Here is a 23,900-nt window from a genome sequence, read left to right on the forward strand (position 1 = left end):
AAGTGAAGTAACAGCGATACGTGAAGAGATAAAAAAAGCCAGGTACGAATTCCTTGTACCTGGCATAGGGGAATTGGCTCCTTGCAGAGCCGTGCGCTAACTGGTGTTCGGATTGCCTTAAGCTTAGACAAGGCTCAAGGCTTTTCAAGATCCGAAGAAAAGTTCAACCAGAGTGTGGGTATTTCAGACTCGTTCAAGTGCTGATGAACCGAGCGGCCCACTACGCATTGAACAGATTGTTGTCACGCACCAGCTCGCGGGGGAGGGCATTCTTGACCCGACTCCCCACCCATTTCCCCATGCCCAGGGTATGCCCCTGATAGCGGACGATCACCTCGCCAGTGCCAGCATCCTGTTCTGGCCAGACATCCCGCCCCATCATGAATTCCCGCGCATTGGCGCTATCCAGCTCAACCACGCCCTTGCTCGCTTTATCGCCATAGGCCAGTGCCCACTCATGAGTGAGGCGATAACCTTTCTTGAAGGTTTCGGCCAACTTGATGCCGATGCGGTCGAAACGCAGCTTGCCCTGCACCTGATCAAACCGCTGGGGGAAGAGCCAGATCTCGTCATTGCGGCCAAACAGCTGACCCTGCGGTGCTACCCCAAAGTTGGCTTCAATTTCGCGCAATATGAGTTCCGCCTCTTTGGCAGGAAGCGGCGCAAAAGGGAATTTACCCAGCTTGCCCGGCTTGAACATGGTGTTGGGCACCGAGTGATGCTTGCGTAATCTGGCGACGAAAAAGCCCTCACTGTCGAAGATCTGGGGCCAAACGTGCAGGTATCCTTCGGATGTACAGGCCTGCTCTGCATGGGGGAACAGGTCTGCCAACGAGTCAAAACTCAAGGCATCGCCAAACTTGTCCAGCAGGGATTGGCAGACCGCTTGGTTCTCCTGCTCACTCAAGGTACAGGTGGAGTAGACCAGCACACCACCCGGTTTCAAGGCATGGAAGGCACTCTCCAGCAGCCCCTGCTGCACCGCCGCGATCTCGTCGATGCTCTCGATACTCCAGTTGCGCAGCGCATCTTCATCCTTGCGCACCGTACCTTCACCTGAGCAGGGGGCATCGAGCAGGATGGCATCGAATGTCTCCGGCAACCACTGGCCAAATACCTTGGCATCAAAATGGGTCATCCCCACATTGGTCACGCCGCAGCGCTGGATATTGGCGCTAAGCACTTTCAACCGGCTGCTGGAAAACTCGTTGGCAACCAGCATTCCCTGATTGTTCATCAGAGCCGCGATCTGGGTGGTCTTGGAGCCGGGGGCCGCCGCCGCATCCAGCAACATGCCATCCGCTTTGATCTTGTCGCTGGCAAAGAGTGCCGTCACCGGCAGCATGGAGCTCGCTTCCTGAATGTAGAAGAGCCCGCTCAAGTGCTCGGCGGTGTTGCCAAGTGGGACAGTTTCATCGCTGCGGGTCAGCCAGAAGCCGGTATCACACCAGGGCACAGGGTCGAGCTGCCAACCCAGTGGCTCCATCAGGGCGACGAAATCCGAGACGGCGATCTTCAAGGTATTGACCCGAATGCTGCGGCGCAGCGGACGTCGACAACTGGCCACAAAGTCATCCATCGAGAGATGGGCCGGCATGATGGCCGCAATGTGGCGTAAAAAGTAATCGGGAAGGAAGGTGTTGTCGTGCACTGTGCCGTCTCGTTGACCGAAAAAGAGGGGCGATATCCTACCACAAGGCTAAGAATATTCTGAATCTGAACCCTATCAACAGACACCGGAATATAAAAAAGCCCGGCACTGTGCCGGGCTTGGATGAGATACAAAGGGAAGAGATCAGGGCTGGATACGCGGACTCCACTCCAGCCACTCTTTCTCGGCCTTGCCGTAGAGCGGATAGCTGTGTCCCGCCTTGACGGTTGGACCCATCTCTCTCTCCGGCGTATTGAAAGCAATGCCGCCAGCCAGCAGGCTCTGCACCGTCTCGACCTCGATAGTGCCACCGGTCAGGCCAATGTCCGCCTTGACCCCGGAGACATTCCAGAAGCGGGAGTTGGCACGCACCAAATGGGCATACTCCTGATCCACGTTAACGTCGATCACCACCTCGCTACCATCCCGAGCCAGCGCCACCTTGGTGACACTGCCCACCACCATCTTGCGAAACAGCAGCGGACTGCCGACGCTCAGGCCATTGACGGAGGGGCTCTTGAGGGTCAGGGCCAGACCCACCGGGCCGACCTGACTCAAGGGGAAGCGATCTTTGCCAGCGCCTTTACCGGGTTGTGCTTCTACAAACGCCCCCTTGATCAGGGTATCGAGGTGAGCGACACCGCCCAGCCCCAGCTTGGCCTGCACCAGAGTAAAGCGGGCGCCGGACTGCAGGAAACGCTCGGCATAGTGGCCATCGAGTTCAGCCTTGAAGATCACCTGACCCAGTGACGGCTCCAGCTCGATCTCTTCAATTTTGCCGATATCGACACCGCGATAGCGGATCGGGCTGCCAATCCCGAGCCCCGGATTGCTCTCTGCCACCAGTGACAGCTGGCGCATCTTGGCCTTGGCTTGCTCCCTGGAATCGAACAGTTGATGACTGCTGCGGCCATTGGCCAGCCGATCGAACTCGATGGCACCGCGCAGCAAGGTACCGAGGTTGCCCACCTTGACCTGCACCCCATCGACCCGCACCTTGGTGTCGATGGCCGGTTTTTTCCAGAACTGGGGTTGCTGGGCGAGGAGGGGAGCATAGACCCCATCGATCTCGAGTTCGATCTCGACCCCCTCTTTGGCGGCGCGTAGCTGTTTGACCTTGCCCGCTTCCAGCCCCAGATAGAGCACAGGCGAGCCAATGCCAATGCCATCGGCCTGATCTGCTTTGAGCAACCAGCGCCGGGGCTTGGCATCACGGGTGCCGAGTAGTGCCAGCTCCTGACTCGGGTAGAGACGGTTAATCCGCTCGCCACTGCTGGCTTGTACCAGCTTGATCCCGCCCCCCAACCAGGCACTGGCCGGACTGGTTTCTACTTTGATGCCGCTCAGATCGGCATCGATCTGCAACGGGGCAGCGCGATAGAAGCGGGCACGGTTGAGCAGATGGCCATAGTTCGGCGCCATCACCAGCTCGACGCTGGCATTGCCGCGCGCATCCAGGGTGAGCTGGCTGATACGGCCCACCTGCAATCCCTTGTACCAGACAGGTGCATCCTGATTGAGCCCCGCCAGATCGTCAGCCTGCAGCGTCACCTTGGTACCGCTCTGGGGGGCGCGATCGGTCAGGGTCATCTTCTGTACCGGTTTGCCCGCCACATAGTCGAGGCGAATGGCCGGGCCGGAGAGCAGGCGATCTGCATGCTGCACACCGGTCGCGGAAAGGGAGATGCTCTCCCACACCAGCTGGCTCTTGTCGGTAATGCGATAAGCCTGCTCCGGGTTGATCAGCGCTGTGACCATCCGGCCTTTGTCGGTAAGGCGAATGGGGTCGATACGACCGATCTCGATCCCCTCATAGAGGATGGGCATCCCCTCCTTGACCGGAAGATCGCCAGCCGCAATGTCGATACGCGCACCGCGCGCTGCTTCCGCCAGCCCTTTGTAGAGGACGAAAGTCTGTCCCTTCTCCGGTTCCGGTGAATCTTTGGGCGAGTCAAAGGCAATGCCGCCGCTCAGAATGGAGGTGAGGCTGCCGGCCTCCACGCTGACGCCAGCCAGACTGAAGGAGCCCTTGATGCCACTGATGTTCCAGAAGCGGGTATCAGCTTTGACCAGATGTTCGAAACGCGGCTCGATCACCAGATCCAGAATGACGTTCTGGTTGTCTTGACCCAGGCGGGTATTGATGACGCTGCCCACCTCGATACCGCGGAAATAGAGCTTGGCGCCAATCCCCACCGAACCCAGCGAATCGGCAGTCAGGTGCAGCATGCGCCCCTGAGCCTGATAACCGGGAGGAGGGCCCTCCAATGCATCGAAGGTCTCCTCCAGCGGATTGCTTTCACGCCCCGGTTGCAGGTTGATGTAGTTGCCGGAGACCAGGGTATCGAGGCCGGAGATCTCGGTGAGCGACGCCTTGGGGCTCACCAGCCAGAAGTCGGATCCCTTACGGATCAGCGGCCTGGCACGGCTGTCAATCTTGGCCATTACCGCAATCTTGCGGCCATCTTCAGCCAGCTCCAGCTCTTGCACCACACCGATGGCTACCCCCTGATAACGAACCTGGGTTTTACCCGGCAAGATGCCGTTGCCCTGGGCGAAGTTGATCTGGATAAGCTGGCCACGGCTCAATACCTGCTGATAGAGAAAGCCACCCGCCAGCAGCAGGGCTATCAGGGGTAACAGCCAGACCGGCGATAACCAGCGACGCTTTTCAATGACGGGTTCAGCCCCGATCATAGTGACTCCTTATTGGCTGGATTAAACAGCGCATCAAACAAAAACAGAGAAATCATCAACGGGCCGCCTTGTCCCACAGTAAACGGGTATCGAGCATGCGGGCCGACATCATGGTCAGCACCACCACACCGGCAAAGGCGGTGGCACCGGGGCCTGCGCGGACACTCAGCAGCACACCCCGATCGACCAGTGCCACCATCAGCGAAATCACGAACAAGTCCAGCATCGACCAGCGACCGATAAAATCGATCACGCGATACATCACCAGCTGGCGCTTGCGCCGCACCGGTTTGGCCCGCTGCAACTGCCAGCAGATCCAGCCCAGACCCAATATTTTGCCCACCGGCACCAGTATGCTGGCGGTGAGGACTATGGTGGCAATCCCGCTCATTTTGCTGCGATAGAGCATCATGATACCGCTGAAGATGGTATCTGACTGCAGCAACCCCTTGTTGTAGAAATGGGTTATGGGCAACAGATTGGCAGGCAACAACATGAAGGTGGCGAGTGCCAGCAAGCCCCACGACCAGGCGAGGGAGCGGGGGATGCGCACCTGCAATTTGCTGCTGCAACGGGGGCAGACTGCCCCGGCTTGATAACGCACCAGCAGACCGCAGGTATGGCAGCGGCAGAGCCCCATCTCACGGGCGCTGGTCATGTTCCGGCTCCTTTAACGGGATCCGCGCCCAGTAGGGGGCGGGGTCAAACAGGATCAACAGGGTCATGTTGAGCAGCATCAGAATACCGAGGCTGAGCAAGCCGCCACCGAGGCGCACATCGGCGATGTCAATCAGTTTGAACAGGGCAACCAGCAGGCTGACGATATAGACCTCCAGCATGGCCCAGTGGCGAAACACCTCGACCAGCTTCAAGGTGACGGGAAGAATGTGCCAACGTTTGGCCAGACCCGAAGCCAGCGCAAAGATCCCCGCCAATAATCCCACTGGCGCCAACACGGCGCACCAGAGCACCAGGCTGGCCACCCACCATTCGCCCTCGCCAAACAGCACCAGAATACCGCGCAGCAGGTCGGCGTCGGTATTGACCCCAGCCAGCCGCAGATAGATCAGCGGTTCAAAAAAGGCGGAGGGCAGCAGCAGAAATCCGGTGATGGTCAGGGCCATCAACTGGGAGGGACGAAAGGCATAACGGCCATAGAGATGTTGGTGACAACGCGGGCAGTGGGCATGGCGACGCAGCGGCAGTGCTTTGCGCTGGATCAGCAAGTCGCACGCCGGACAGACAATTACGGAACCGGGCTCCATCATACAATTCAACCTGTTGAAGGAATTGGTGAAATTTACCCTAAAACCGGTTTCCTGTCTTGCCTGCAGCCGGAATGTTACGAAAGTATAATTGACGTTAACGTAAACGTGATATTAGATAGCCAGACTAGACAGGTGAAAGGAGTCATGATGTCCAGTTTGTCCCCCTCGGCAGGCCTGCGCTTTCGCACCGCCCTTGCCAATGAACATCCCCTGCAGATCGTCGGCACCATCAATGCCTACATGGCGCTGATGGCCGAACACAGCGGCTTTCAAGCTCTTTATCTCTCCGGCGCCGGAGTAGCCAATGCCTCCTACGGCTTGCCGGATCTCGGTATGACCTCCCTCAACGACGTGCTGATCGATGCCGAACGGATAACTGCTGCGACCCGTGTGCCGCTGTTGGTCGATATCGATACCGGCTGGGGCGGGGCATTCAATATCGCCCGCACCATCCGCGCGTTCGAGCGGGCCGGAGTTGCCGCCGTCCATATGGAAGATCAGGTGGCCCAGAAGCGTTGTGGTCATCGCCCCAACAAGGCGGTGGTCACGCTTGAGGAGATGTGTGATCGGATCAAGGCAGCGGTGGATGCCCGTGAGAATAGCGAGTTCGTCATCATGGCCCGCACCGATGCACTGGCGGTGGAAGGGATGGAGTCTGCTCTTGAACGCACCGCCGCCTATGTGGCCGCCGGGGCCGACATGATCTTCGCCGAGGCGGTGACCGAGCTTGCCCAGTACGACCAGTTCAAACAGGCGGCCAAAGTGCCGATCCTCGCCAACATGACCGAGTTCGGCAAAACCGAGCTGTTTGATAAAGAGCAACTGGCCGCCCACGGGGTCGACATGGTGCTCTATCCCTTGAGTGCCAACCGGGCCGCCAATCAGGCCGCCCTCAACGTCTATCACCATATTCGCCAGGATGGTCATCAAAGGGCCGTCGTGGAGACCATGCAGACCCGGGAGTCACTCTACGACTTCCTCGGATATCACCACTACGAGCAGACACTGGATCGTCTGTTTACAGCCAAGGAATAGGAGGCAGCTTATGGGACAGCAAAAACCGTTGGGTGGGGCAGGGTTGCGCGGTCAAAGTGCGGGGGAGACCAGTATCTGCACAGTAGGCAAGAGTGGCACTGGGCTTACCTATCGCGGCTATGACATCAAGGAGCTGGCCGACAGCGCCCAGTTCGAAGAGGTCGCCTATCTGCTGCTCAAGGGGGAGTTGCCCGGTGAGCAGCAGCTTGACGCCTACAAGCGCGAGCTGCGTCGCCTGCGCACCTTGCCCCAGCCGCTGTTGGAGGTACTTGAGCGCATTCCCGCCGATGCCCATCCGATGGATGTGCTGCGCACTGGCTGCTCCATGCTCGGCGATCTGGAGCCAGAAGATGGTTTCGAGCATGAGCATGAAGTGGCGGATCGGCTGCTGGCCGCCTTTCCGGGCATTCTGATCTACTGGTACAAGTTCAGTCACGAGGGAGTTCGCATCGCCCTCGATACCGATGAAGAGTGCATCGGTGGCCACTTTCTGGCGCTGCTGCACCAAAAAGCGCCGAGCGAGCTGGAGCGGCGGGTGATGCATGTCTCCCTTATCCTCTACGCCGAGCATGAGTTCAACGCCTCCACCTTTGCGGCGCGGGTTTGCGCCTCGACGCTCTCTGACATGTTCTCCTGTATCACAGCGGCCATCGGTACCCTGCGCGGCCCGCTCCACGGCGGAGCCAACGAGGCGGCCATGGCGATGATCGAACATTGGCAAGATGAAACGCAGGCAAGGCGCGAACTGCTGGCCAAGCTGGCGGCCAAGGAGAAGATCATGGGCTTTGGCCACGCTATCTACCGCACTTCTGATCCGCGCAACGTCATCATCAAGGAGTGGTCGGCCAAGCTCGCCGAGGCGGTGGGGGATGATCGCCTCTATCGCGTCTCCTGCGAAGCGGAAAAGGTGATGTGGGAAGAAAAAGAGCTCTTTCCCAATGCCGACTTCTTCCATGCCAGCGCTTATCACTACATGGGGATCCCGACCAAGCTGTTCACCCCCATCTTCGTCTGCTCGCGGGTCACCGGCTGGTGCGCCCACGTGATGGAGCAGCGCGAGCACAACCGGATCATCCGCCCGAGCGCCGATTATGTCGGCCCGGCCCCCCGTCACTTTGTCTCTCTACAACAACGATAAGGAAGTCACGATGTCCGCCAACGTCGACGTCAACCACAGACCAGACCCTGATCAGGTGCTGGTCGATATTGCCGATTATGTCTGCAACCACCCCATTACCAGCGAGGCGGCCCTCGATACCGCCCGTTACTGCCTGATGGATACCCTAGGCTGTGGCCTCTTGGCCCTGCGCTTCCCCGAATGCACCAAGCACCTTGGCCCCATCGTGCCGGGCACCGTCGTGCCCTTCGGGGCCAGGGTACCCGGCACCCAGCTCTGCCTCGATCCGGTCAAGGCAGCCTGGGACATCGGCGCCATCATCCGCTGGCTCGATTACAACGACACCTGGCTGGCCGCCGAGTGGGGTCATCCATCCGACAATCTGGGCGGTATTCTCGCCACTGCCGACTGGCTCTCCCGTACTCGCGTGGCCGAGGGCATGGCGCCGCTCACCATGGCAGATGTGCTGGTGGCCATGGTCAAAGCCCACGAAATTCAGGGGGTGCTGGCGCTGGAGAACTCCTTCAACCGGGTGGGTCTCGATCACGTGGTGCTGGTCAAGGTCGCCAGCACCGCCGTGGTGACTCATATGCTGGGTGGCACCCGCGATCAGGTGATCGATGCGGTATCCCAGGCCTGGGTCGATGGTCAGAGCCTGCGTACCTACCGCCATGCCCCCAATGCGGGGTCACGCAAGAGCTGGGCGGCGGGGGATGCCACCTCCCGCGCGGTGCGCCTCGCCCTTATCACCATGAGCGGCGAGATGGGCTATCCAGGCGTACTGAGCGCGCCCAAGTGGGGTTTCTACGATGTGCTGTTCAAGGGCAATCAGTTCGCCCTGCATCAGGGATACGGCAGCTATGTGATGGAGAACGTGCTGTTCAAGATCTCCTATCCCGCCGAGTTCCACGCCCAGACTGCTGTGGAGTGCGCCATGAAGCTGCATGGGCAGGTGAAGGGACGGCTCGACGAGATAGACCGTATCGAACTTACTACCCATGAGTCGGCCATTCGCATCATCAGCAAGGTCGGCTCCCTCAATAACCCGGCCGATCGGGATCACTGCCTGCAGTACATGGTGGCAGTGCCGCTCATCTTCGGTCGCCTGATCGCCGAGGATTACGAGGACGATGTTGCCGCCGATCCCCGCATCGACGCGCTGCGTAGCAAGATGGTGGTGCAGGAGGACAAGCGCTACAGCCGCGAGTATCTGGAGGCAGACAAGCGTTCCATTGCCAACGCCATCCAGATCTTCTTCAAGGACGGTACTCACACCGCCAAGGTGGAGGTGGAGTATCCGGTCGGCCATCGCCGTCGCCGGGAGGAGGGGATCCCGCTGCTGGTGGAGAAATTCCAGCACAATCTGACCACCCGTTTCCCGGCCAAACGGGTCAGCGACATCCTTGCCCTCTGTCAGGACGGGCCGCGCCTTGCCGCCACCCCGGTACACGCCTTTATGGATCTGCTGGTGATCTGACCGGTCTTGCATTGGCCAACATATCGGCAAACAGTGATAAACGAAAAGCGGGCTCATCGGCCCGCTTTGTTATTCCGGCGGCTGATCCCTCGATAAGCCTCACCCCAGCGCACTGCTGTCGCCGTTAAAAAGCGCCGTCATGATGGCCGTCTCGCGACTGGCGATGGTTTCGAGAAACTCGTTGGCACGCCCCATCTGATGACACACCTGATAACCACGCTCGACAAAGGAGAAGAGCTCGCCAAGCCCCGCCAGATGGGCGGGACCTGACACCAGCTTGAGGGTCGCCCCCAGCAGCGGCTTTCTCGCCAACCTGTCCAGCGTCATGCCAAGCTCGCTCACCAACGCAATCTGATGTTCCCGGCGCGCCTGTTCACCTACGGCCCGATAGGCGATGGTGTAATGGTCCGGCGTGATGGGAGCAATGCCATCAATGCGCCGTAGCGCCACCACCATCAGGTAGTCCAGCTCTTCGGAGAGAGCGTCGAGCTCGATCGCCTGCGCCAGCACCTTGAGACCGGACTCCGGCAACAGCCGCTCGGCGGTCGGCATCACCCGCATCACATCTGCATCGCGGCGGGCGCAATCCCCCGGGCCATAGAGATCGGTCAGGAAAAACTCGGCGGCGGGGCCGTAGCGGTCACTCTCCAGCAGATCTCGATGGGTGCGCCCCAACCGGTCGGCCTGCCACTGGCGTAGCCGATCCCGATCCTGCTGATCTTCCGGGTGGGCACGCATCTGCTCGCGCAAGGCTGCAACCCGCTTGAGCTGGCGGTATAGCCGACCCAGGGTGCTATCGTCGTCGTGGGCATGTTCTTGATGCGTCATCTACAGCTCTCTGGCCTTGGGCCCATTGATGGGGATTCGGTGATACGAAGATACAAGTGAATGAAAAACAAGCAGCTTTTACTGACCGTTCCGTGACAAGTGTAGCGCGCACGGGGGAGGGAATAAATGCCATGCCCCGCTGATGGCCGTCATCCCTCTCGACTCTGTTAAGTGAGTCCCATTTATGTGAACCATCCTTTCATTTGTTGTGAACATGTGTTTAATATCAATAACTAACTTATGACCCAGAGTAACGACCATGTTCTTCAACTCGCTCGCTGGCAGCAGCGCACTCTCTACCATCCAGATCAGCCGTCAGCATCCGCTGGGATTGGCCGCCGCCCGGATCGCGGCCGAAGCCATCGCTGCGGACATGAGCGAGAGCTATCAACTCGATTGCGAATGGGCAGATGAAGAGGAGACCGAGCTTCGTTTTCGCGGCTCAGGGGTACATGGCACTCTCACCCTGGACGAAGATACCCTGGAACTGGAAGTGCATCTTGGTTTGATGCTGTTGCCTGTACGCAGCGTACTGGAGCAGGAGATCCTCGATTATGTCGACAATCGCTTACCTTGCCCCAAACGTGTTTGAAACTCTTCGTTGCACTGGTTTTAAATAAACTAGCTGTAAACGATGGCTGTTTGAAATAAGTTGGCAAGCCATGTGGCCTGTCAGATTTATTATCCGGCGAGGTCTCGATTCTATTTGTCAGTAATATTTCATCTTTATTTCATATTTCGAGTCGGCACTCATTAATGTCATTCTGATTGCATCAAGTCTTCATCCGGATATGAGGACAGGAGCAATTTGCCGTCTCGGTAAATTCATTTTGTAGGGAAACAACCATGCCACTGAGTGAATTTATCTCCTGCGTCGATACCGCCTGGTTACGCATGGACAGACCCAACAACCTGATGCAGATCATCGGTGTCCTGATGTTTGAAGGAGAGCTTGATGAAGCGCGTCTGCGGGCCGGATTGCGCCACACCATTTCGGTGCAACCCCGCTTCCACCAGCGGGCCGTGCTGGAAGGGGGCCCCTACTACTGGCGTCATGATCCCGATTTCGATCTCGATCAGCACCTCAAGCGAGTGATCCTGCCGGGTGAAGCGGGCAAGCTGGAGCTGGAGAAGCTGGTGGCCGATCTCGCCTCGACGCCGCTCAACCACCAGCGCCCCCTGTGGGATATGCACCTGACCGACACGTCGCTGGGTGGGCAAGCGCTGGTGGTGCGCATTCACCACGCCATGGGCGACGGCTTCTCGCTGGTGCGGGCCATGCTGACCATGATGGATAACACCCCGGAAGGGGCGCCGCGACCACCGTCACCGGAGCCACTGGATGACAGCGATGACGAGGATGAGGAGGATTGCCACCAGGGCAGCCGTCTGGTGCGGGCCGGTCTCAAGCTGACCGGTAGCCTCTGGTCCAAATATGTCGAAGTGGTCACCCATCCCACCAAGGCGGTGGATTACCTCAAGACCGGGCGCGATCTGGCGAGCGAGCTGTGCAATATCGCCACCCTCGGTGATGATTCACCCTGCCGCCTGCGTGGCAAGACCACCAGCACCAAGCGGGTGGCCTGGTCGGAGCAAATTGATCTGCCGGATATCAAGGCAGTGGGCAAGGTACTGGGCTGCTCGGTCAACGATCTGCTGATCGCCGCCACCGCAGGGGCGTTTCGCCACTACCTGCAGGAGAAGGGGGATGATGCCAACAAGGTCAAGATCCGCGCCCTGGTGCCGGTCAATATGCGTGCACCGGACGATGAGGGGGCACTTGGCAACCGCTTCGGGCTGGTGGCCCTGGACTTGCCACTGGATGTTGAACACCCGTTGCAGCGGCTCTATACAGTGCGTGACCGGATGCAGGCGCTGCGCACCTCGCTGCAACCCGTGGTGGTGCTCAACCTGTTACATGCCCTTGGCATGGCCCCCAATGCGGTGCAGCAGCAGGCCGTCGAGCTGCTCACGGCCAAGGCCAGTGCAGTGATCACCAATGTGCCCGGCCCGCAGCAGACCCTCTATCTGGCTGGAGCAAAATTGCGTCAGCCGCTGTTCTGGGTGCCGCAATCGGGAGATATCGGCGTCGGCGTCTCCATCCTCTCTTACGATCACAAGGTGCAGCTGGGCCTTATCACCGACAAGAAGCTGGTTCCGGATCCGGATCGGGTGGTCGAGCGGTTTGCAGTGGAGTTCGAGCAACTGCTGTTGCTGGTGCTGATGGAGCCGGAGCTGTTGTTTGACCCCAACGGGCTGGATGCGCTGCTCGGTTGAGTGTGCACTTGAGCGACCGGTGATGGCGTAGCCAACCGGTCAGCTCCCATCATAAAAGAGGCCAACCCGCGGGTTGGCCTCTTGTTTTGCCACCTCTTTGTGGCAGGAGTGGCGGTTAATCCTCCAGCTCCTCGCGCGCCGCCTCTACATCAAGGCGCTCCATGGCATCCATGGGTTCGCACTCGGCGGCTTCAGCATAGAGGGCTTCGGCTGCTTTCAGGCGGCTCTTGCCGTGCAGCATTACCTGAGCGTTGGCGTACTCCATGCGGGCGATAGCCGATTCGGGGATCAGCGCCAGCGCCTCCTTGAAGTGACGCTCGGACTCCTCCTTCTTGGCGCCATAGGTGAGGCCGCCGATCATGGCCCCCAACTTGTCGACGATCTCCGCGTGCCAGGCGCCAAAGGCAATATGGGCCTCGGCGTGATCTGGCGCCAGCTCCAGCGCCTTCTCAAGGCTTGCCTTGATCTTGTCGCCAATTCCTTGCGAGAGGGCCTTGGAGATGGAGATCACCTGGCTGTAGCGCCCGAGGGCCAGAGCGTGGAAATACCAGGCGTTGGCGTTCTTGGGTTGGCGCTTTTGCAGCTTCTCGGCATGGCTGGCCGCCCGCTCGAAGGCGGCGCGCTTGGCATACTTGTCTTCCAGCAGATAGCTGGCGTGGATCACCAGCGCCTTGTTTGCCACATTGAGGCCTGCCTCACCGGCCGCTTCGCCAAGGGCGACGGCCCGGGCAAAATCCCCGGCATGATAGGCCCGCCAGGCATCCTGTACCTGCTCATCCTCGGGCCAGGGTTCGGCATCCCCCTGATGGAGACGATCCCAGTTGTCCGCCAGCTTCTGGCCAGCATAGTCATAGGCCGCATCCGCGTAGGGGAAGGGGACAAATTCGAGTTGTGAAGTGGTCATGCTTGTTCTCCCTGTAGCATGTGAATCAAACCTTGTCGGTGTAGTGGTGGGCGAGGGCGCCCAGATGAGCGCGGGCATCGGCCCGCAAATAGGGTGCGACCAGTTGCATCACCTGAAAGACGCCGAGGGCGATATCGGCGTCCGCCTTGGGGTGCAGTGCCCGCTGGTAAGAGATCCAGAATGTGCCAACCAGCGCCACATTGGCCGCCAGCGTGCGCATCTGTTGCGTCGTGCCCTCCATCAGCCCGACCGTTTGCAGATGGTTGCAAATGGCGATGGCGGTCTGCTCCTTGCGGCGCAGCAGGGCGGAAAAGCGCTGTTCCACCTGATGATAACCACTCATCAGGGTCGCGATATCGTAGTAGAGGAAACGGTACTGCCAGATGGCTTCAAACATCAGGTGGAGAAAGAGCCAGATATCTTCGGGCTCATCGGACGGGGTGCTGACAGCCTCCAGCAGGCGATCCATCTGCTGTTCAAATTCGCAGAACAGGGCGTTGACGATCTCCTCCTTGTTGTGGAAGTGGTAGTAGAGATTGCCCTGGCTGATCTCCATCTCGGCCGCAATGGCCGAGGTGGTGACGCTGGGTTCCCCTTGTCGATTGAAGCAGGCGAGGGCAGTGGTCAGGATCCGCTCCCGGGTACGACGTTTGGGTTTGCGATCCATGCTACTCCTTTGGTGATGAACGGCGCACGCCGTGGCGATAGCGTTTGGCAAGCCAGTGCTGCAACTGCTCCAGCGACTTGTCGAGGGCGGCGACCGAGCCAATGCCGGGGGCCAGCAGGGTGCGATCTTCATCGGCCAGCGCGGCCAAATTGAGCTCGAGGCCATGTTTGGCCAGCACTGGCGCCAGCTCGTCACGGCGCTGCCAGAGATCGCGGCGGGTATGCTGGTAAGCGTGCTCGCAGAGGCGGCGGCGATCCCGGTAACTGAACACATTGGTGAAGAACATCTCGCCATCGGCAGAAGAGGGCTCAAACAGCAAGGCGTCGGCGTCGGGATATTGGTGTTTGTAGCGATCTATCCCCACATGCATGCGGGAGTGGATGATGGCGCGAAAGGTCTGGGCCAGTACCACCGGCAGACCGCTGTCCACCAGATTGGTGGGCGCGCCGGCGGCCATGTCCGCATCATAGGGCACCAGCGGATTGATGCAGAACACCAGATCCGCCCCCTCTTCCAGCGCTACCGAAGCGTGCAAAGTCTTGATCAGCGCCCCGTCCACATAGTAACGACCGTTGATCAATGAAGGGGGAAAGAGGCCGGGCAGGGCGGCTGACGCCTGTACCGCCGCCGAGATAGGCACGTCATCGAGCCCCGGGCTGCCGAAGGCGACCGGATGGCCGGTATCGAGTTCGGTAGCGACCACAAACAGTCGGCTGCGCAGCTGGCGAAAATCGTTGCTGCGGCCGGGACGAGAGAAAAACTGGGTCAGGGTGCGATCCACCCCGCGGTTGTCAAACAGTCCGGTCGGAATGGCCTTGGAGAGCCCCTGCAGCGATTCAAACAGGCTGCGCTTCCAGGGCGCCGCCAAATAGTAGGTCAGGCTCTGCCACGCCAGCGGCGGGAGCGAGGTCAGGCGGTCGGCATATTCACGAAAGGCGGGGCGCAGCAAGGTGGCCGGGTCAAACATCTCCCCCGAATCATCGCTGAGCAGGATCCGCACCAGCTTAGCCGGCGAGATACCGTTGGCCAGCGCCGATGCCACCACGGCCCCCGAACTGACGCCAACATAGATGTCGGCATGGTCAAGGCGCAGGCCGTTGATGCTGTCAGAGAGGGCTGCGCAGGCACCGATCTCGTAGATGCCGCCGAGCGGCCCGCCGCCAGCAAGGGCAATTGCGATGGTACTCATAGCGTTGCCTCCCTATCCATGACAAGACCGGCCCAGCGAAGGGCATGGGCCGGTATCAATCACCTTCCGTCACCGCGAGGGATCAGGGCAGGACGCTCTCTGCTTTGGCTTTCACCTCTTTCACCGCATCTTCCGCTGCGGAGAGGAGATCGGCGGCCTGCTCAACCACGGCCTCTTTGGCCTTGGCTACCGGTGCCTTCTTTACCGGAGGCTTGCGGGCAGCGGGCTTTTTGGCGGCAGTCGGTTTGGCTTCAGCGGCAGGGACTTCCTCTTCCTGCGCATCCAGCAGTTGCTGGACTACATCGGTCAGCTCGGCCATGCGCTTGGAGAGCTTGTCGATATCCTTGCGGGTCGGAATGCCGAGGCTGGCCACAGCGCGGGCCACGCGATCTTCAAACACCTGTTCCAGACGGCCCCAGGTATTGGCGGTCTTGTCGGTCACAGCGGCAATCTTCTCATCTGCGCTCTGACGGGTTTTGGCCTGCAATGCTTCCCCTTCCTGCACCAGGGCTTCAAAAATCTTGCCGCCCTCTTCCTGTGCTTTGGCATAAGCACCCAGACCCGCCAACCAGATCTGCTGGGTGGACTCTTTGATGGTGGAGGTGAGTTGGTTGTCGGTCACTGACCCTGCCAGCGCTTTCAATTTCTTAGCCATGATCTTCTCCTTGAATAACGACAGTTAAATGTAATGGCGACAACGAAACTGCAATCGGGTTGTGGCATTACTGATTTTTCAACTTCAGTCTAGGGACAAAAAATAGAGGGTTCTACCTAATAACGGAACAGGCATACCACCGAAATTAGGGTTTGCTCACGAACCGACAATCAAATTGCGGATTCCCATATGAATCGTGATATATCTAACAACCTAGTAACACCCTAATCAGTAGCAGGATTCTCTTTATGAACTATTTCATTACTGGCGGTAGTGGTTTTATCGGGCGTCGATTGATCAAAAAGTTATTCCAACAGCATCCCGACTGTACCGTCTATTTTCTGATGCGCGCCTCTCATCAGGAAAAATTGCCAGAGCTGTTCTCATTCTGGAATGTGGATGAATCGCGCGCGGTCCCGGTTTTTGGCGACATGACGCAACCGCTGCTGGGGGTATCGATCGAGATACAGGAGCAGTTGATCGGCAAGATCGACCACTTCTTCCATCTGGCGGCCATCTATGATCTCAACGCCAAGGCGGGGATCCAGCAGCAGGTCAACACCGAAGGGACCCGTCAAGCCGTTCAACTTGCCGAGCGGCTGGGGACGGGGCAGTTCCATCACTGCAGCTCTATTGCTGCCGCAGGTCTCTTTGATGGTCTGTTTCGCGAGGATATGTTCGATGAAGCCGAACACCTCGATATGCCTTATTTCCAGACTAAGCACGAAGCGGAAGGGATTGTGCGAAACGAGTGCACTATTCCGTGGCGGGTCTACCGCCCGGGTATCGTTGTCGGTGACTCCAATACCGGCGAGATGGACAAGATCGACGGCCCTTACTACTTCTTCAAGACCATCCAGAAGCTGCGCCGTCTGCTGCCGCCCTGGATGCCGGCCATCGGGGTTGAGGGCGGACGCATCAACATAGTGCCGGTCAACTTTGTGGTCGATGCCATGGTGCATATCGCCCATCAGGAGGGAGAGGAGAACAAAACCTTCCATCTGACCGACCCCAACCCGATGCGGGTCGGCGACATGCTGAGCACCTTCTCCCGCGCCGCCCATGCGCCAGAGCCTGCGATCCGCATCAACGCCTCTCTCTTTAATTTCATTCCCCGCCACCTGACCGCCATGCTGATGACCATGGCGCCGGTGCGCCGTATCCGCGATGCCGCCATCGCCGATCTGGGTCTGCCCAAGGATGTGTTCCGCCTTATCAGTTACCCCACCCGTTTCGACAGTCGCGAAACCCAGCGGGTACTGAAAGGGACCGGCATCGAAGTGCCACCGCTGCACAGCTACGCCTGGCGGCTGTGGGATTACTGGGAGCGCCACCTCGACCCGGAGCTCTTCATCGATCGCTCCCTACGTGGTCGGGTAGAGGGCAAGGTGGTGCTGGTGACCGGGGCCACCTCCGGCATTGGCCGAGCAACCGCACGCAAGCTGGCTGGAGCGGGGGCCAACGTCGTTACCATCGCCCGCGACGAGCAGAAGATTGCCGAGACTAAAGCCGAGTTTGCCGAGCTGGGGCTGACCATCGAGATCTATCAGGGGGATCTCTCCAATCTGGCGCAGGCCGAGGAGATCACCGCTCGCATCGTGGCCGATCACGGCGGCGTCGATATTCTGGTCAACAATGCCGGCCGCTCCATCCGCCGCTCCATCGAGGATTCCTTCGATCGCTTCCACGATCTGGAGCGCACCATGCAGCTCAACTACTTTGGAGCGCTCAAGGTGATCATGGGGGTACTGCCCACCATGATCGAGAAGAAAAAAGGGCACATCATCAACATCTCCTCCATCGGGGTGTTGACCAATGCGCCGCGCTTCTCCGCCTATGTTGCCTCCAAGTCGGCCCTTGATGCCTGGGTGCGGACTGCCGCCTCCGAGTTTGCCGACAAGGGGGTGAGCTTCTCCATCATCAATATGCCGCTGGTGAAAACGCCGATGGTCGCACCGACCAAGGTCTATGAGCAGGTACCTATGATGACGCCGGAAGAGGCGGCCGATCTGGTGTGCGATACCATCATCAACAAGCATGTGCGACTGGCCACTCGCCTCGGGGTATTTGGTCAGGTGGTTCACGCTCTGGCTCCGCGTGTCGCTCAGGTCATCATGAACACCAGCTTCCGCACCTTTGCTGATCCCAAGGATGGCGACAAGTCCAAGGCGACCGCCGATCAGGTTGCCGTCTCGACCCTGATCAAGGGGATACACTTCTAACCGGATGATGGGATAAAGAGATCAACAGGGGCCTGAGCAATCAGGCCCCTGTTTTATTTGGAACAACAGTTGAAGGACGAATAAGGAGGGTCAGACTCGGGACAACAACTCAATCAGCAGATCAGTCGTGCGGCGGGAGTAGAGCAGAGAGAGATGGCCAATGGCAGGCAACTCGATATCTTCCATTCCCGCCAATCGTTGTCGCTCCTGCGGCATCACCACATTGTCGTGACTGGTTCGCACCGAGATGCCGGGTACGCAAAGCGGCACCGAAGCGAAACGCTGCAACCAGCCGGAACCGGGTTCCATCTCGCGGGCATTGGCCCCAAGCCCAAGGGCGGCCAGCTGACTCCCCTGATGAGGCGTAGCCAGGGTGATCAGGCACGCAACCTTGTCACCCCCATGGATAGCCAGATAGTCGCGGCAGACCAGCCCCCCCATGCTGTGACCGACCAGCACCAGCTTGTCAGCCCCGGTCTGCGCCAGCACATCGTCAATCCGGGTGGCCAGCAGCGGCACCATCTCATCGATATGACCAAATGGTGGCATCAGGGTAATGGTGCCGACCACATGGCCTGCAGCCTCCAGCCGGGCGCGCTGGGTACGCCAGATCCCGCGACTGCAACCGTAACCATGCACCAGCAATACGGGGCGCTGGCATGAACGCAGCCGATCGGGTGCCATCAACAAAGGCTCGAATGGCAACAGCAAGGTGAAGGTGTAGAGGTAGGCCAGCATCTCCTGCGCCATCATCTTCACCCTGCACCAAGTGCCGATAGCCGGGGAGGGGTAGAAGCGGGTAAAGAGCCAGCTGCCGAGCACCACCAGACAGCGCAACCCAAGCAGGGCAAACACGACAAACAGCAGGGTCAGCAACCAGGGGAGTCCCACGACCAGGTGGGCGATACTCCCGAGGAGCAGCACCTCTACCATCAGCAGGATAAACAGGTGTCGTACGATCGTCATAAGGCCATGATCCGACCAGTCAGGCGTGGAAGTCAAATGGCACTTTGAGACAGCTTGATCCAGCGCGGCTTTTGTCGCTAAACCCCGGCGAACTCTTTTCCGGTGAGGTTATTTGCAATACTGTATATCCATACATATACTCTATCCATCATCACCAAGAGGAGGCCATCATGGCTGTCGAGATCAAATATGTGGTTGTTCGTGGGGGAGTGGAAAAAATGACCTTTGCCAGCAAAAAAGAGGCCGATGCCTATGACAAGCTGCTGGATACGGCCGATGAGTTGATGACCCTGTTGGCTGGCGCCCCGATCGAGCTGGCGCCAGAGCAGCAAGAAAGTCTGGCATTCTACCTGGCAGAGCAGCGCGATGTGCTGCAAACCCTGCTGCGCGGCGGCAAGGTTCAGGCTGGCATGAAAGAGGAAGAGGCCCCAGCAGCCAAGCGCAAGGAGAAGCCACTCAAGCAGGTGGCCTGATTGCCCAAGCCTGCCATTTATCGGGATAAACAGCTCGCCGCATTCACTTTATTTGCATTTAAAACCATTTTTACGGCTATTTACCCCGAGAATTTTTTAACAACGGTGCATATCCAATGCATAACTGAATAGCGTTAACCACTGAGCGACATCAGCCAGAACTATGAGGAAATAATGAGCAAGCAGTGAAGAGAACGTTATCCAGATCGCTCCCGGTGACCTTAATCAGCAACAACAAGAGGTAGTACCAATCCCAATAGAAGCCGCATTCATCTATCACGAGCCCTTTTCTATCAACTCGGCTCAAAGGCCCATATCAATTCATCTCATCATCAACAAGCAACACCATGACTCAACAACCATTATCCTTGCCGCCAGCCATGCCGCTGTTTGACAACCTTATCTATCTGGAAGCTGGCAATCCGCAGGTCAATCAGTACCTTGCCAACCTCAGCCTCAATGATGTGCCCGATGCCGGGCTGGTTTACGAACTGGCGGTCGATTGGCTGCTAGAGCAGCGCAACAGCGAAAACAACTACAAAACCTATCGCAGCGAACTGACCACTTTTTTACACTGGTGCTTTCGCGAGGCGGCCATCAGCCCGAAAGATCTCACTCGCCGCATCATGATCCGCTATCTCGACTATTGTCAGTCCCCCCCTGACGAGTTGATCGCCTACCGCAACGTGGCGCAGTTTATCCTCGACAAGGAGTGGGGAGAGCGGTTGCCCAATCCGCAATGGCGACCGTTTCTCGGCAAACGGGAGCTGGGCCGCACCTTGCCCTATCGCCTGAGCGAGCAGGCGATGAAGACCAAGCTCGCCATCCTGTCGGCCTTCTTCCAGTTCCTGATCCAGGAGGAGTACATGGACAGGAACCCCGCTCTGCTGCTGCAGCGGGTCAAACGGCCGCAACAGCAGGAGGCCGATGATCAGGTGCAGGCCTTCAGCGAATTGCAGTGGTCATACGTTATGCAGGCCGCCGATACCCTTGCCAACGACCATCCGGAGCAACACGAGCGCAGCCGTTTTCTCACCATTATGATGTACGCCTGCTATCTGCGGATCTCTGAAGTTGCAGCTCGGCCGGGCTTTACCCCTGTGATGGGGCAGTTCAGGCGGGATCGCAAAACCGGCGTCTGGGGCTACTTTATTCCGCAAAGCAAAGGGGGCAAACGGCGTACCGTAGCGGTATCCCAAGCACTGTTGGCGGCACTTGAACGCTACCGCCGCTTCCTCGGTCTCTCTCCCTTGCCGACACCGGATGAACAGACGCCACTGTTCGTTCGCCATAAACCGGCAGCCCACGGCCGCGAGCAGGGGGAGATCAACGCCAACCTCGGCATTCGCCAGCTACGGGATTTGATCATGGTGATCATCGGTAAAGGGGCAGAATTGGCAGAGCAGGATGGATTTGCCCAGGATGCAGCCGAAATGCGGCAACTCTCTCCCCATGCGATCCGCCATACCGGGATCACCCATGACATCAATCTGCACGGGCGGCCGCTCTCCCACGTACAGGCCGATGCAGGACATGACAGCATCGACACCACTTCGAAATACCTGCACACCAGCAACAGTGAACGACATGAGAGCGCCCAGCAAAAGCCGCTGGACCGACTGAACCAACATATGAGAGATAACGTTCACAAAAGCTAACGAACAACGTAACATGCCCCTGATTTGTATTGACTGCTCTTAGAACACAGAATGGCTTGTTTGGGGTGTCCTAGAAGTTGGCGCGGTAATGTTGTACTTCTCTGGGTGGCAATCGGTTCAGGAAATATTTTTGGCTCACATGGATGATTCAGAACAGGCACCTTGCCATCTGCGACATACATATTTATCCCGTAGCAGAGAAGCAAGAAACGAAATTGCTTGCTGAAACAACGAGAACACCCGATGCCGGAAGCAGTCATATTCGGTTGAACAGCACCTTGTTATCACACTTGCATATCCAGTCATCATTGGTGATATTGATATCGATATCAACGAGATACCAAGGAGCAGGTATGCAAGTGGCAGTGGTGGAAAAGACCTTCAGGATCGTTGGCAAAGGGTCGCTCATAGCCCAGTTCACCTTTATCTCTTCAGGCACGCTGCATATCTGGTTTCCGGATGTGGGCCTGCAGATGGAGGCCCACTGCAAAGAGTTGCGTATCGAAGATTGCACCATTATCTATACCAATGGCCTCCATCACGGCCAGCCCAGAGCACTCTGGTCCTTAACCCTCCATCCCGATGATATGAACGAGCTCAAACGTATATTGCAGCAGTTCAACAGCAACCTCTACTTGACCTGCCAGCCACCCACATTGGCCATCACCAAGCGTGCCTTGAACATGAATTGACCCGACTTCCAAAAAAGTCGCAATCATGCCAGCCACAACAATAAGCCGTGAGGATTAAGGGGAGGGGGTATATCTGATCATTGGGATGACTACTTCAACTAGGAAAAGGCACCGCCTGACTTCCTGGTTGAGCGAGTAGATGTTGTGGGCGAGGGGGCTTTGGCGGATCAGTTGGCCAAGTTGGCCGACCTCTACATTGCCAAACAGCACGGGAACCGGATAGCAGGTCTTGCTGACTTGGGTGAGGATCTTCTTAAGCTGGCCGAGACTGGCATTCGTGACGGTTTATCGTCATGCGCTGGATTGATGAAGAAATTGTGCCGCAGAACCGGCTGAAGAAAGCTTTGTTATCTCTCACGTGATGCCATAACCACATTTATCGGCATCAGTTTAGTGCCTCAGCTCGCCACAGCTTGAAATTCATCCAAGCTGGACTCATATCTGTCTAGAGCATTTTGCTCTACTTACGAGGAAGCTCCTATATATGAACATATGTGATGATGAGATGCTTGTTCTCAGCGAGAATGAGAAAAAACTAGAACAAGAGTATGAGGCCATGAAGAAGTCTGGAGCCTCGTCAGAGCAACTTTGGTCTAAAGCCAATGAGGCCTGCAATAATTATGCGTCGAAGCATACGTCTGCTTATTCCTCGTAATCTCTAATCTTGACCCCAATCCATTTCACCTGGTGGTGTGGCATTGGGGTCACACTGAGCCAACAGTTCTTCCAGCGTGTAGCGCGGCTGGCCACCCAGTTTGGCGCGAGCACGTTCCACATCGTCAAGCGCCGCAGTCAGCAGCGCCGGATCACCATCTTCAAGAGCTGCCAGCAATCACCATCTTCAAGAGCTGCCAGCAGATAGGCAACCATGTCGGCCTCAGTGGCCAAGACGTCAGTCACATCAAAGCGGCTCCATTGTTCGGTTCTCTTCATTTCGTCCTCCCGCACCCGCCATTGCGCATAATGCGACGTTTTGTTAAATGCCCATCCGAAACCCGCCGATAAGCCACTCCACGCAATTTTGCTGGTTTATCAGGTATTTACTTGGATGGAACGAGAGTTGACCAAAAACTTCATTTTTCGTTGGTTTGAGTGCGGTTTATCAATTGAAGAAACGGCCAATCTTTGTTTTGTTTCTGTGAGGCAGGTCACATATTGGGATAAGGGCAAAGAGATCCCACCTGCCTATAAACGGCTTATGCGTATGGCTTCGGGTAGGGAGTTGCCCACTATCTGGAAGGAATGGGAAGGCTGGCGGATGAAGAATGACTGCCTTGTCTCACCAACAGGAGTCACCTATGACAGGCGCAGGCTGGAGGCGATAGCTATCATCCAAGCGGAGAGATCCGAACGGCAAATGGCAGCCTTCTACTGGAGGAAAAAACTGGGAGTCAGTTAACGAAGGGGGCAACAGCCCCCTTTTTGATTGAGGATATATGCTTGTAAAGGACTGATACTACATGCAAGATCGGCACAATCTGTGCGCTGTTTTACACAAGGAGTAGGCGAGTGGAGTTTTGTTCTGGTCATGGTCAGCACACTGCAAGCATTTCAGGCCAAGTGATCACAAGTAAACTGATTGGAGCTTTCAATACTGAAGGATGTAAAGCTTGGGTTAGCAGCGTCAAATCACTCATAGCGGCCTTGGAAGGGAAGCCATTCTGCCTGCTAATCGATACCAGAGATTACAAAGGAGGCACTGACGAAGCCCTCAGTATCGCTAATGATTTCAATGGTTGGCTCAACAACCAGAGGCTTGTTGCAAAAGCTCACGTCATCACGTCCCAAGTACTCCACGACATCGCTATAGAGCGAGTGCCTCAGATCAAGTACCAGAACGTGAAGACGTTCAAGAATACCGAGGATGCAATGGCCTGGCTGAACGAGCAGTTAGAGCAAGCGAGTAGATAGAGCCACTTGCGATCATTCAAGTAGAACGATCCGAAAGGCAAATGGCCGCGTTCTACTGGATGAAGAAACTCTGGAAAGGTTAAAGAGCAAGGGGGCATATGCCCTAATGCCAGTCAGTTAAGCCTGACTGGCATTGTTTTTATTGGCTTTTTGCACTGCATACTTTTGTGGTCTTGGCTTCACACTGCGGGGATAACTCCGCTCCCTTCGCTC

General features: G+C 57.7%; 23 protein-coding genes. 11 read left to right on the plus strand and 12 right to left on the minus strand.

Annotated elements, in window-relative coordinates; all coding sequences use genetic code 11:
* Window positions 1-220: 220 nt before the first annotated feature.
* The 4 genes from rsmF to ACB035_RS16130 all read right to left on the minus strand — a co-directional run bounded on the left by rsmF (window position 221) and on the right by ACB035_RS16130 (window position 5,616).
* On the minus strand, window positions 221-1,651 hold the full coding sequence (rsmF, locus tag ACB035_RS16115; protein WP_371167688.1) for a 16S rRNA (cytosine(1407)-C(5))-methyltransferase RsmF: 1,431 nt from the start codon (window positions 1,649-1,651) through the stop codon (window positions 221-223).
* A gap of 144 nt (window positions 1,652-1,795) precedes the next feature.
* Window positions 1,796-4,348, minus strand: coding sequence for an MlaD family protein (locus tag ACB035_RS16120; RefSeq protein WP_371167689.1), 2,553 nt, complete (start codon window positions 4,346-4,348; stop codon window positions 1,796-1,798).
* Between the two features lie 55 nt (window positions 4,349-4,403).
* Window positions 4,404-5,006 carry a paraquat-inducible protein A gene (locus ACB035_RS16125; RefSeq protein WP_005333132.1) on the minus strand — a complete coding sequence of 201 codons (603 nt, stop codon included), beginning with the start codon at window positions 5,004-5,006 and terminating at the stop codon, window positions 4,404-4,406.
* Window positions 4,990-5,616 (minus strand): paraquat-inducible protein A, encoded by a 627-nt coding sequence (locus ACB035_RS16130; protein WP_005333129.1) that lies wholly within the window; start codon window positions 5,614-5,616, stop codon window positions 4,990-4,992. The genes ACB035_RS16125 and ACB035_RS16130 overlap by 17 nt, the downstream gene beginning before the upstream one ends.
* A gap of 147 nt (window positions 5,617-5,763) precedes the next feature.
* Between ACB035_RS16130 and prpB the strand changes: the two genes are divergently transcribed.
* From prpB to ACB035_RS16145, 3 genes are read left to right on the plus strand one after another with little or no spacing between them, the layout of a single operon-like run.
* A complete protein-coding gene (gene prpB / locus ACB035_RS16135) occupies window positions 5,764-6,651 on the plus strand; it encodes a methylisocitrate lyase (RefSeq protein ID WP_371167703.1) in 888 nt (295 codons plus the stop codon).
* Window positions 6,652-6,661: 10 nt separating this feature from the next.
* Window positions 6,662-7,789 carry a 2-methylcitrate synthase gene (gene prpC / locus ACB035_RS16140; RefSeq protein ID WP_042083064.1) on the plus strand — a complete coding sequence of 376 codons (1,128 nt, stop codon included), beginning with the start codon at window positions 6,662-6,664 and terminating at the stop codon, window positions 7,787-7,789.
* A gap of 10 nt (window positions 7,790-7,799) precedes the next feature.
* Window positions 7,800-9,245: a bifunctional 2-methylcitrate dehydratase/aconitate hydratase gene (locus tag ACB035_RS16145; RefSeq protein WP_371167690.1), complete on the plus strand. Its 1,446-nt coding sequence runs from the start codon at window positions 7,800-7,802 to the stop codon at window positions 9,243-9,245.
* 99 nt (window positions 9,246-9,344) lie between these two features.
* Here the strand turns inward: ACB035_RS16145 and ACB035_RS16150 are convergent, their stop codons facing one another.
* Window positions 9,345-10,073: a hypothetical protein gene (locus tag ACB035_RS16150; RefSeq protein WP_005333125.1), complete on the minus strand. Its 729-nt coding sequence runs from the start codon at window positions 10,071-10,073 to the stop codon at window positions 9,345-9,347.
* 259 nt (window positions 10,074-10,332) lie between these two features.
* Between ACB035_RS16150 and ACB035_RS16155 the strand changes: the two genes are divergently transcribed.
* Window positions 10,333-10,665, plus strand: coding sequence for a polyhydroxyalkanoic acid system family protein (locus ACB035_RS16155; protein ID WP_100645872.1), 333 nt, complete (start codon window positions 10,333-10,335; stop codon window positions 10,663-10,665).
* Window positions 10,666-10,919: 254 nt separating this feature from the next.
* Complete coding sequence (locus tag ACB035_RS16160; RefSeq protein ID WP_371167691.1) at window positions 10,920-12,350, plus strand: wax ester/triacylglycerol synthase family O-acyltransferase; 1,431 nt, start codon at window positions 10,920-10,922, stop codon at window positions 12,348-12,350.
* A gap of 115 nt (window positions 12,351-12,465) precedes the next feature.
* On the opposite strand, the gene ACB035_RS16165 is transcribed toward ACB035_RS16160, so the two are convergent.
* The 4 genes from ACB035_RS16165 to ACB035_RS16180 all read right to left on the minus strand — a co-directional run bounded on the left by ACB035_RS16165 (window position 12,466) and on the right by ACB035_RS16180 (window position 15,765).
* On the minus strand, window positions 12,466-13,254 hold the full coding sequence (locus ACB035_RS16165; RefSeq protein WP_111901103.1) for a hypothetical protein: 789 nt from the start codon (window positions 13,252-13,254) through the stop codon (window positions 12,466-12,468).
* Between the two features lie 25 nt (window positions 13,255-13,279).
* Entirely contained in the window at window positions 13,280-13,921 is a 642-nt protein-coding gene (locus ACB035_RS16170) for a TetR/AcrR family transcriptional regulator (RefSeq protein WP_021230121.1), read from the minus strand.
* Window position 13,922: 1 nt separating this feature from the next.
* A complete protein-coding gene (locus ACB035_RS16175; RefSeq protein WP_371167692.1) occupies window positions 13,923-15,110 on the minus strand; it encodes a patatin-like phospholipase family protein in 1,188 nt (395 codons plus the stop codon).
* Window positions 15,111-15,192: 82 nt separating this feature from the next.
* Window positions 15,193-15,765 (minus strand): phasin family protein, encoded by a 573-nt coding sequence (locus ACB035_RS16180; protein WP_371167693.1) that lies wholly within the window; start codon window positions 15,763-15,765, stop codon window positions 15,193-15,195.
* Window positions 15,766-16,013: 248 nt separating this feature from the next.
* On the opposite strand from ACB035_RS16180, the gene ACB035_RS16185 reads away from it, so the two are divergent.
* Window positions 16,014-17,987 (plus strand): SDR family oxidoreductase, encoded by a 1,974-nt coding sequence (locus tag ACB035_RS16185; protein WP_371167694.1) that lies wholly within the window; start codon window positions 16,014-16,016, stop codon window positions 17,985-17,987.
* Between the two features lie 90 nt (window positions 17,988-18,077).
* Here ACB035_RS16185 and ACB035_RS16190 read toward each other — a convergent pair whose 3' ends face one another.
* On the minus strand, window positions 18,078-18,953 hold the full coding sequence (locus ACB035_RS16190; RefSeq protein ID WP_371167695.1) for an esterase/lipase family protein: 876 nt from the start codon (window positions 18,951-18,953) through the stop codon (window positions 18,078-18,080).
* Window positions 18,954-19,123: 170 nt separating this feature from the next.
* On the opposite strand from ACB035_RS16190, the gene ACB035_RS16195 reads away from it, so the two are divergent.
* The 3 genes from ACB035_RS16195 to ACB035_RS16205 all read left to right on the plus strand — a co-directional run bounded on the left by ACB035_RS16195 (window position 19,124) and on the right by ACB035_RS16205 (window position 21,776).
* A complete protein-coding gene (locus tag ACB035_RS16195) occupies window positions 19,124-19,426 on the plus strand; it encodes a YebG family protein (protein ID WP_100653758.1) in 303 nt (100 codons plus the stop codon).
* 380 nt (window positions 19,427-19,806) lie between these two features.
* Entirely contained in the window at window positions 19,807-21,084 is a 1,278-nt protein-coding gene (locus tag ACB035_RS16200; RefSeq protein ID WP_371167704.1) for a tyrosine-type recombinase/integrase, read from the plus strand.
* A 353-nt stretch (window positions 21,085-21,437) separates the two neighbouring features.
* Complete coding sequence (locus tag ACB035_RS16205; protein ID WP_139743047.1) at window positions 21,438-21,776, plus strand: hypothetical protein; 339 nt, start codon at window positions 21,438-21,440, stop codon at window positions 21,774-21,776.
* Between the two features lie 658 nt (window positions 21,777-22,434).
* Here the strand turns inward: ACB035_RS16205 and ACB035_RS16210 are convergent.
* Both ACB035_RS16210 and ACB035_RS16215 read right to left on the minus strand, forming a co-directional pair.
* Window positions 22,435-22,608, minus strand: a complete 174-nt coding sequence (locus ACB035_RS16210) for a hypothetical protein (RefSeq protein WP_371167696.1) — start codon at window positions 22,606-22,608, stop codon at window positions 22,435-22,437.
* The gene (locus ACB035_RS16215) at window positions 22,569-22,709 is read right to left on the minus strand and encodes a hypothetical protein (protein WP_371167697.1); all 141 of its coding nucleotides are present in this window, start codon (window positions 22,707-22,709) and stop codon (window positions 22,569-22,571) included. The genes ACB035_RS16210 and ACB035_RS16215 overlap by 40 nt, the downstream gene beginning before the upstream one ends.
* 115 nt (window positions 22,710-22,824) lie before the next feature.
* Between ACB035_RS16215 and ACB035_RS16220 the strand changes: the two genes are divergently transcribed.
* Together ACB035_RS16220 and ACB035_RS16225 are read left to right on the plus strand one after the other, a co-directional pair.
* Window positions 22,825-23,175: a DUF3653 domain-containing protein gene (locus ACB035_RS16220; protein WP_041207765.1), complete on the plus strand. Its 351-nt coding sequence runs from the start codon at window positions 22,825-22,827 to the stop codon at window positions 23,173-23,175.
* Between the two features lie 110 nt (window positions 23,176-23,285).
* Window positions 23,286-23,687: an STAS/SEC14 domain-containing protein gene (locus ACB035_RS16225; RefSeq protein WP_371167698.1), complete on the plus strand. Its 402-nt coding sequence runs from the start codon at window positions 23,286-23,288 to the stop codon at window positions 23,685-23,687.
* Window positions 23,688-23,900 lie beyond the last annotated feature (213 nt).

The organism is Aeromonas sp. S12(2024), from assembly GCF_041402305.1.
Taxonomy (GTDB): Bacteria; Pseudomonadota; Gammaproteobacteria; order Enterobacterales; family Aeromonadaceae; genus Aeromonas; species Aeromonas veronii.

Excerpts from the sequence above, each read along its gene's own strand:
- ACB035_RS16150 (WP_005333125.1), bottom strand. The coding sequence starts at position 10,073 with ATGACGCATCAAGAACATGCCCACGACGACGATAGCACCCTGGGTCGG.
- ACB035_RS16215 (WP_371167697.1), bottom strand. The coding sequence starts at position 22,709 with ATGAAGAGAACCGAACAATGGAGCCGCTTTGATGTGACTGACGTCTTG.
- ACB035_RS16190 (WP_371167695.1), bottom strand. The coding sequence starts at position 18,953 with ATGACGATCGTACGACACCTGTTTATCCTGCTGATGGTAGAGGTGCTG.
- ACB035_RS16220 (WP_041207765.1), top strand. The coding sequence starts at position 22,825 with ATGGAACGAGAGTTGACCAAAAACTTCATTTTTCGTTGGTTTGAGTGC.
- ACB035_RS16195 (WP_100653758.1), top strand. The coding sequence starts at position 19,124 with ATGGCTGTCGAGATCAAATATGTGGTTGTTCGTGGGGGAGTGGAAAAA.
- ACB035_RS16155 (WP_100645872.1), top strand. The coding sequence starts at position 10,333 with ATGTTCTTCAACTCGCTCGCTGGCAGCAGCGCACTCTCTACCATCCAG.
- ACB035_RS16145 (WP_371167690.1), top strand. The coding sequence starts at position 7,800 with ATGTCCGCCAACGTCGACGTCAACCACAGACCAGACCCTGATCAGGTG.
- ACB035_RS16120 (WP_371167689.1), bottom strand. The coding sequence starts at position 4,348 with ATGATCGGGGCTGAACCCGTCATTGAAAAGCGTCGCTGGTTATCGCCG.
- ACB035_RS16125 (WP_005333132.1), bottom strand. The coding sequence starts at position 5,006 with ATGACCAGCGCCCGTGAGATGGGGCTCTGCCGCTGCCATACCTGCGGT.
- ACB035_RS16170 (WP_021230121.1), bottom strand. The coding sequence starts at position 13,921 with ATGGATCGCAAACCCAAACGTCGTACCCGGGAGCGGATCCTGACCACT.
- prpB (WP_371167703.1), top strand. The coding sequence starts at position 5,764 with ATGTCCAGTTTGTCCCCCTCGGCAGGCCTGCGCTTTCGCACCGCCCTT.
- ACB035_RS16175 (WP_371167692.1), bottom strand. The coding sequence starts at position 15,110 with ATGAGTACCATCGCAATTGCCCTTGCTGGCGGCGGGCCGCTCGGCGGC.
- ACB035_RS16130 (WP_005333129.1), bottom strand. The coding sequence starts at position 5,616 with ATGATGGAGCCCGGTTCCGTAATTGTCTGTCCGGCGTGCGACTTGCTG.
- ACB035_RS16160 (WP_371167691.1), top strand. The coding sequence starts at position 10,920 with ATGCCACTGAGTGAATTTATCTCCTGCGTCGATACCGCCTGGTTACGC.
- ACB035_RS16200 (WP_371167704.1), top strand. The coding sequence starts at position 19,807 with ATGCCGCTGTTTGACAACCTTATCTATCTGGAAGCTGGCAATCCGCAG.
- ACB035_RS16165 (WP_111901103.1), bottom strand. The coding sequence starts at position 13,254 with ATGACCACTTCACAACTCGAATTTGTCCCCTTCCCCTACGCGGATGCG.
- ACB035_RS16205 (WP_139743047.1), top strand. The coding sequence starts at position 21,438 with ATGCAAGTGGCAGTGGTGGAAAAGACCTTCAGGATCGTTGGCAAAGGG.
- prpC (WP_042083064.1), top strand. The coding sequence starts at position 6,662 with ATGGGACAGCAAAAACCGTTGGGTGGGGCAGGGTTGCGCGGTCAAAGT.
- ACB035_RS16185 (WP_371167694.1), top strand. The coding sequence starts at position 16,014 with ATGAACTATTTCATTACTGGCGGTAGTGGTTTTATCGGGCGTCGATTG.
- ACB035_RS16180 (WP_371167693.1), bottom strand. The coding sequence starts at position 15,765 with ATGGCTAAGAAATTGAAAGCGCTGGCAGGGTCAGTGACCGACAACCAA.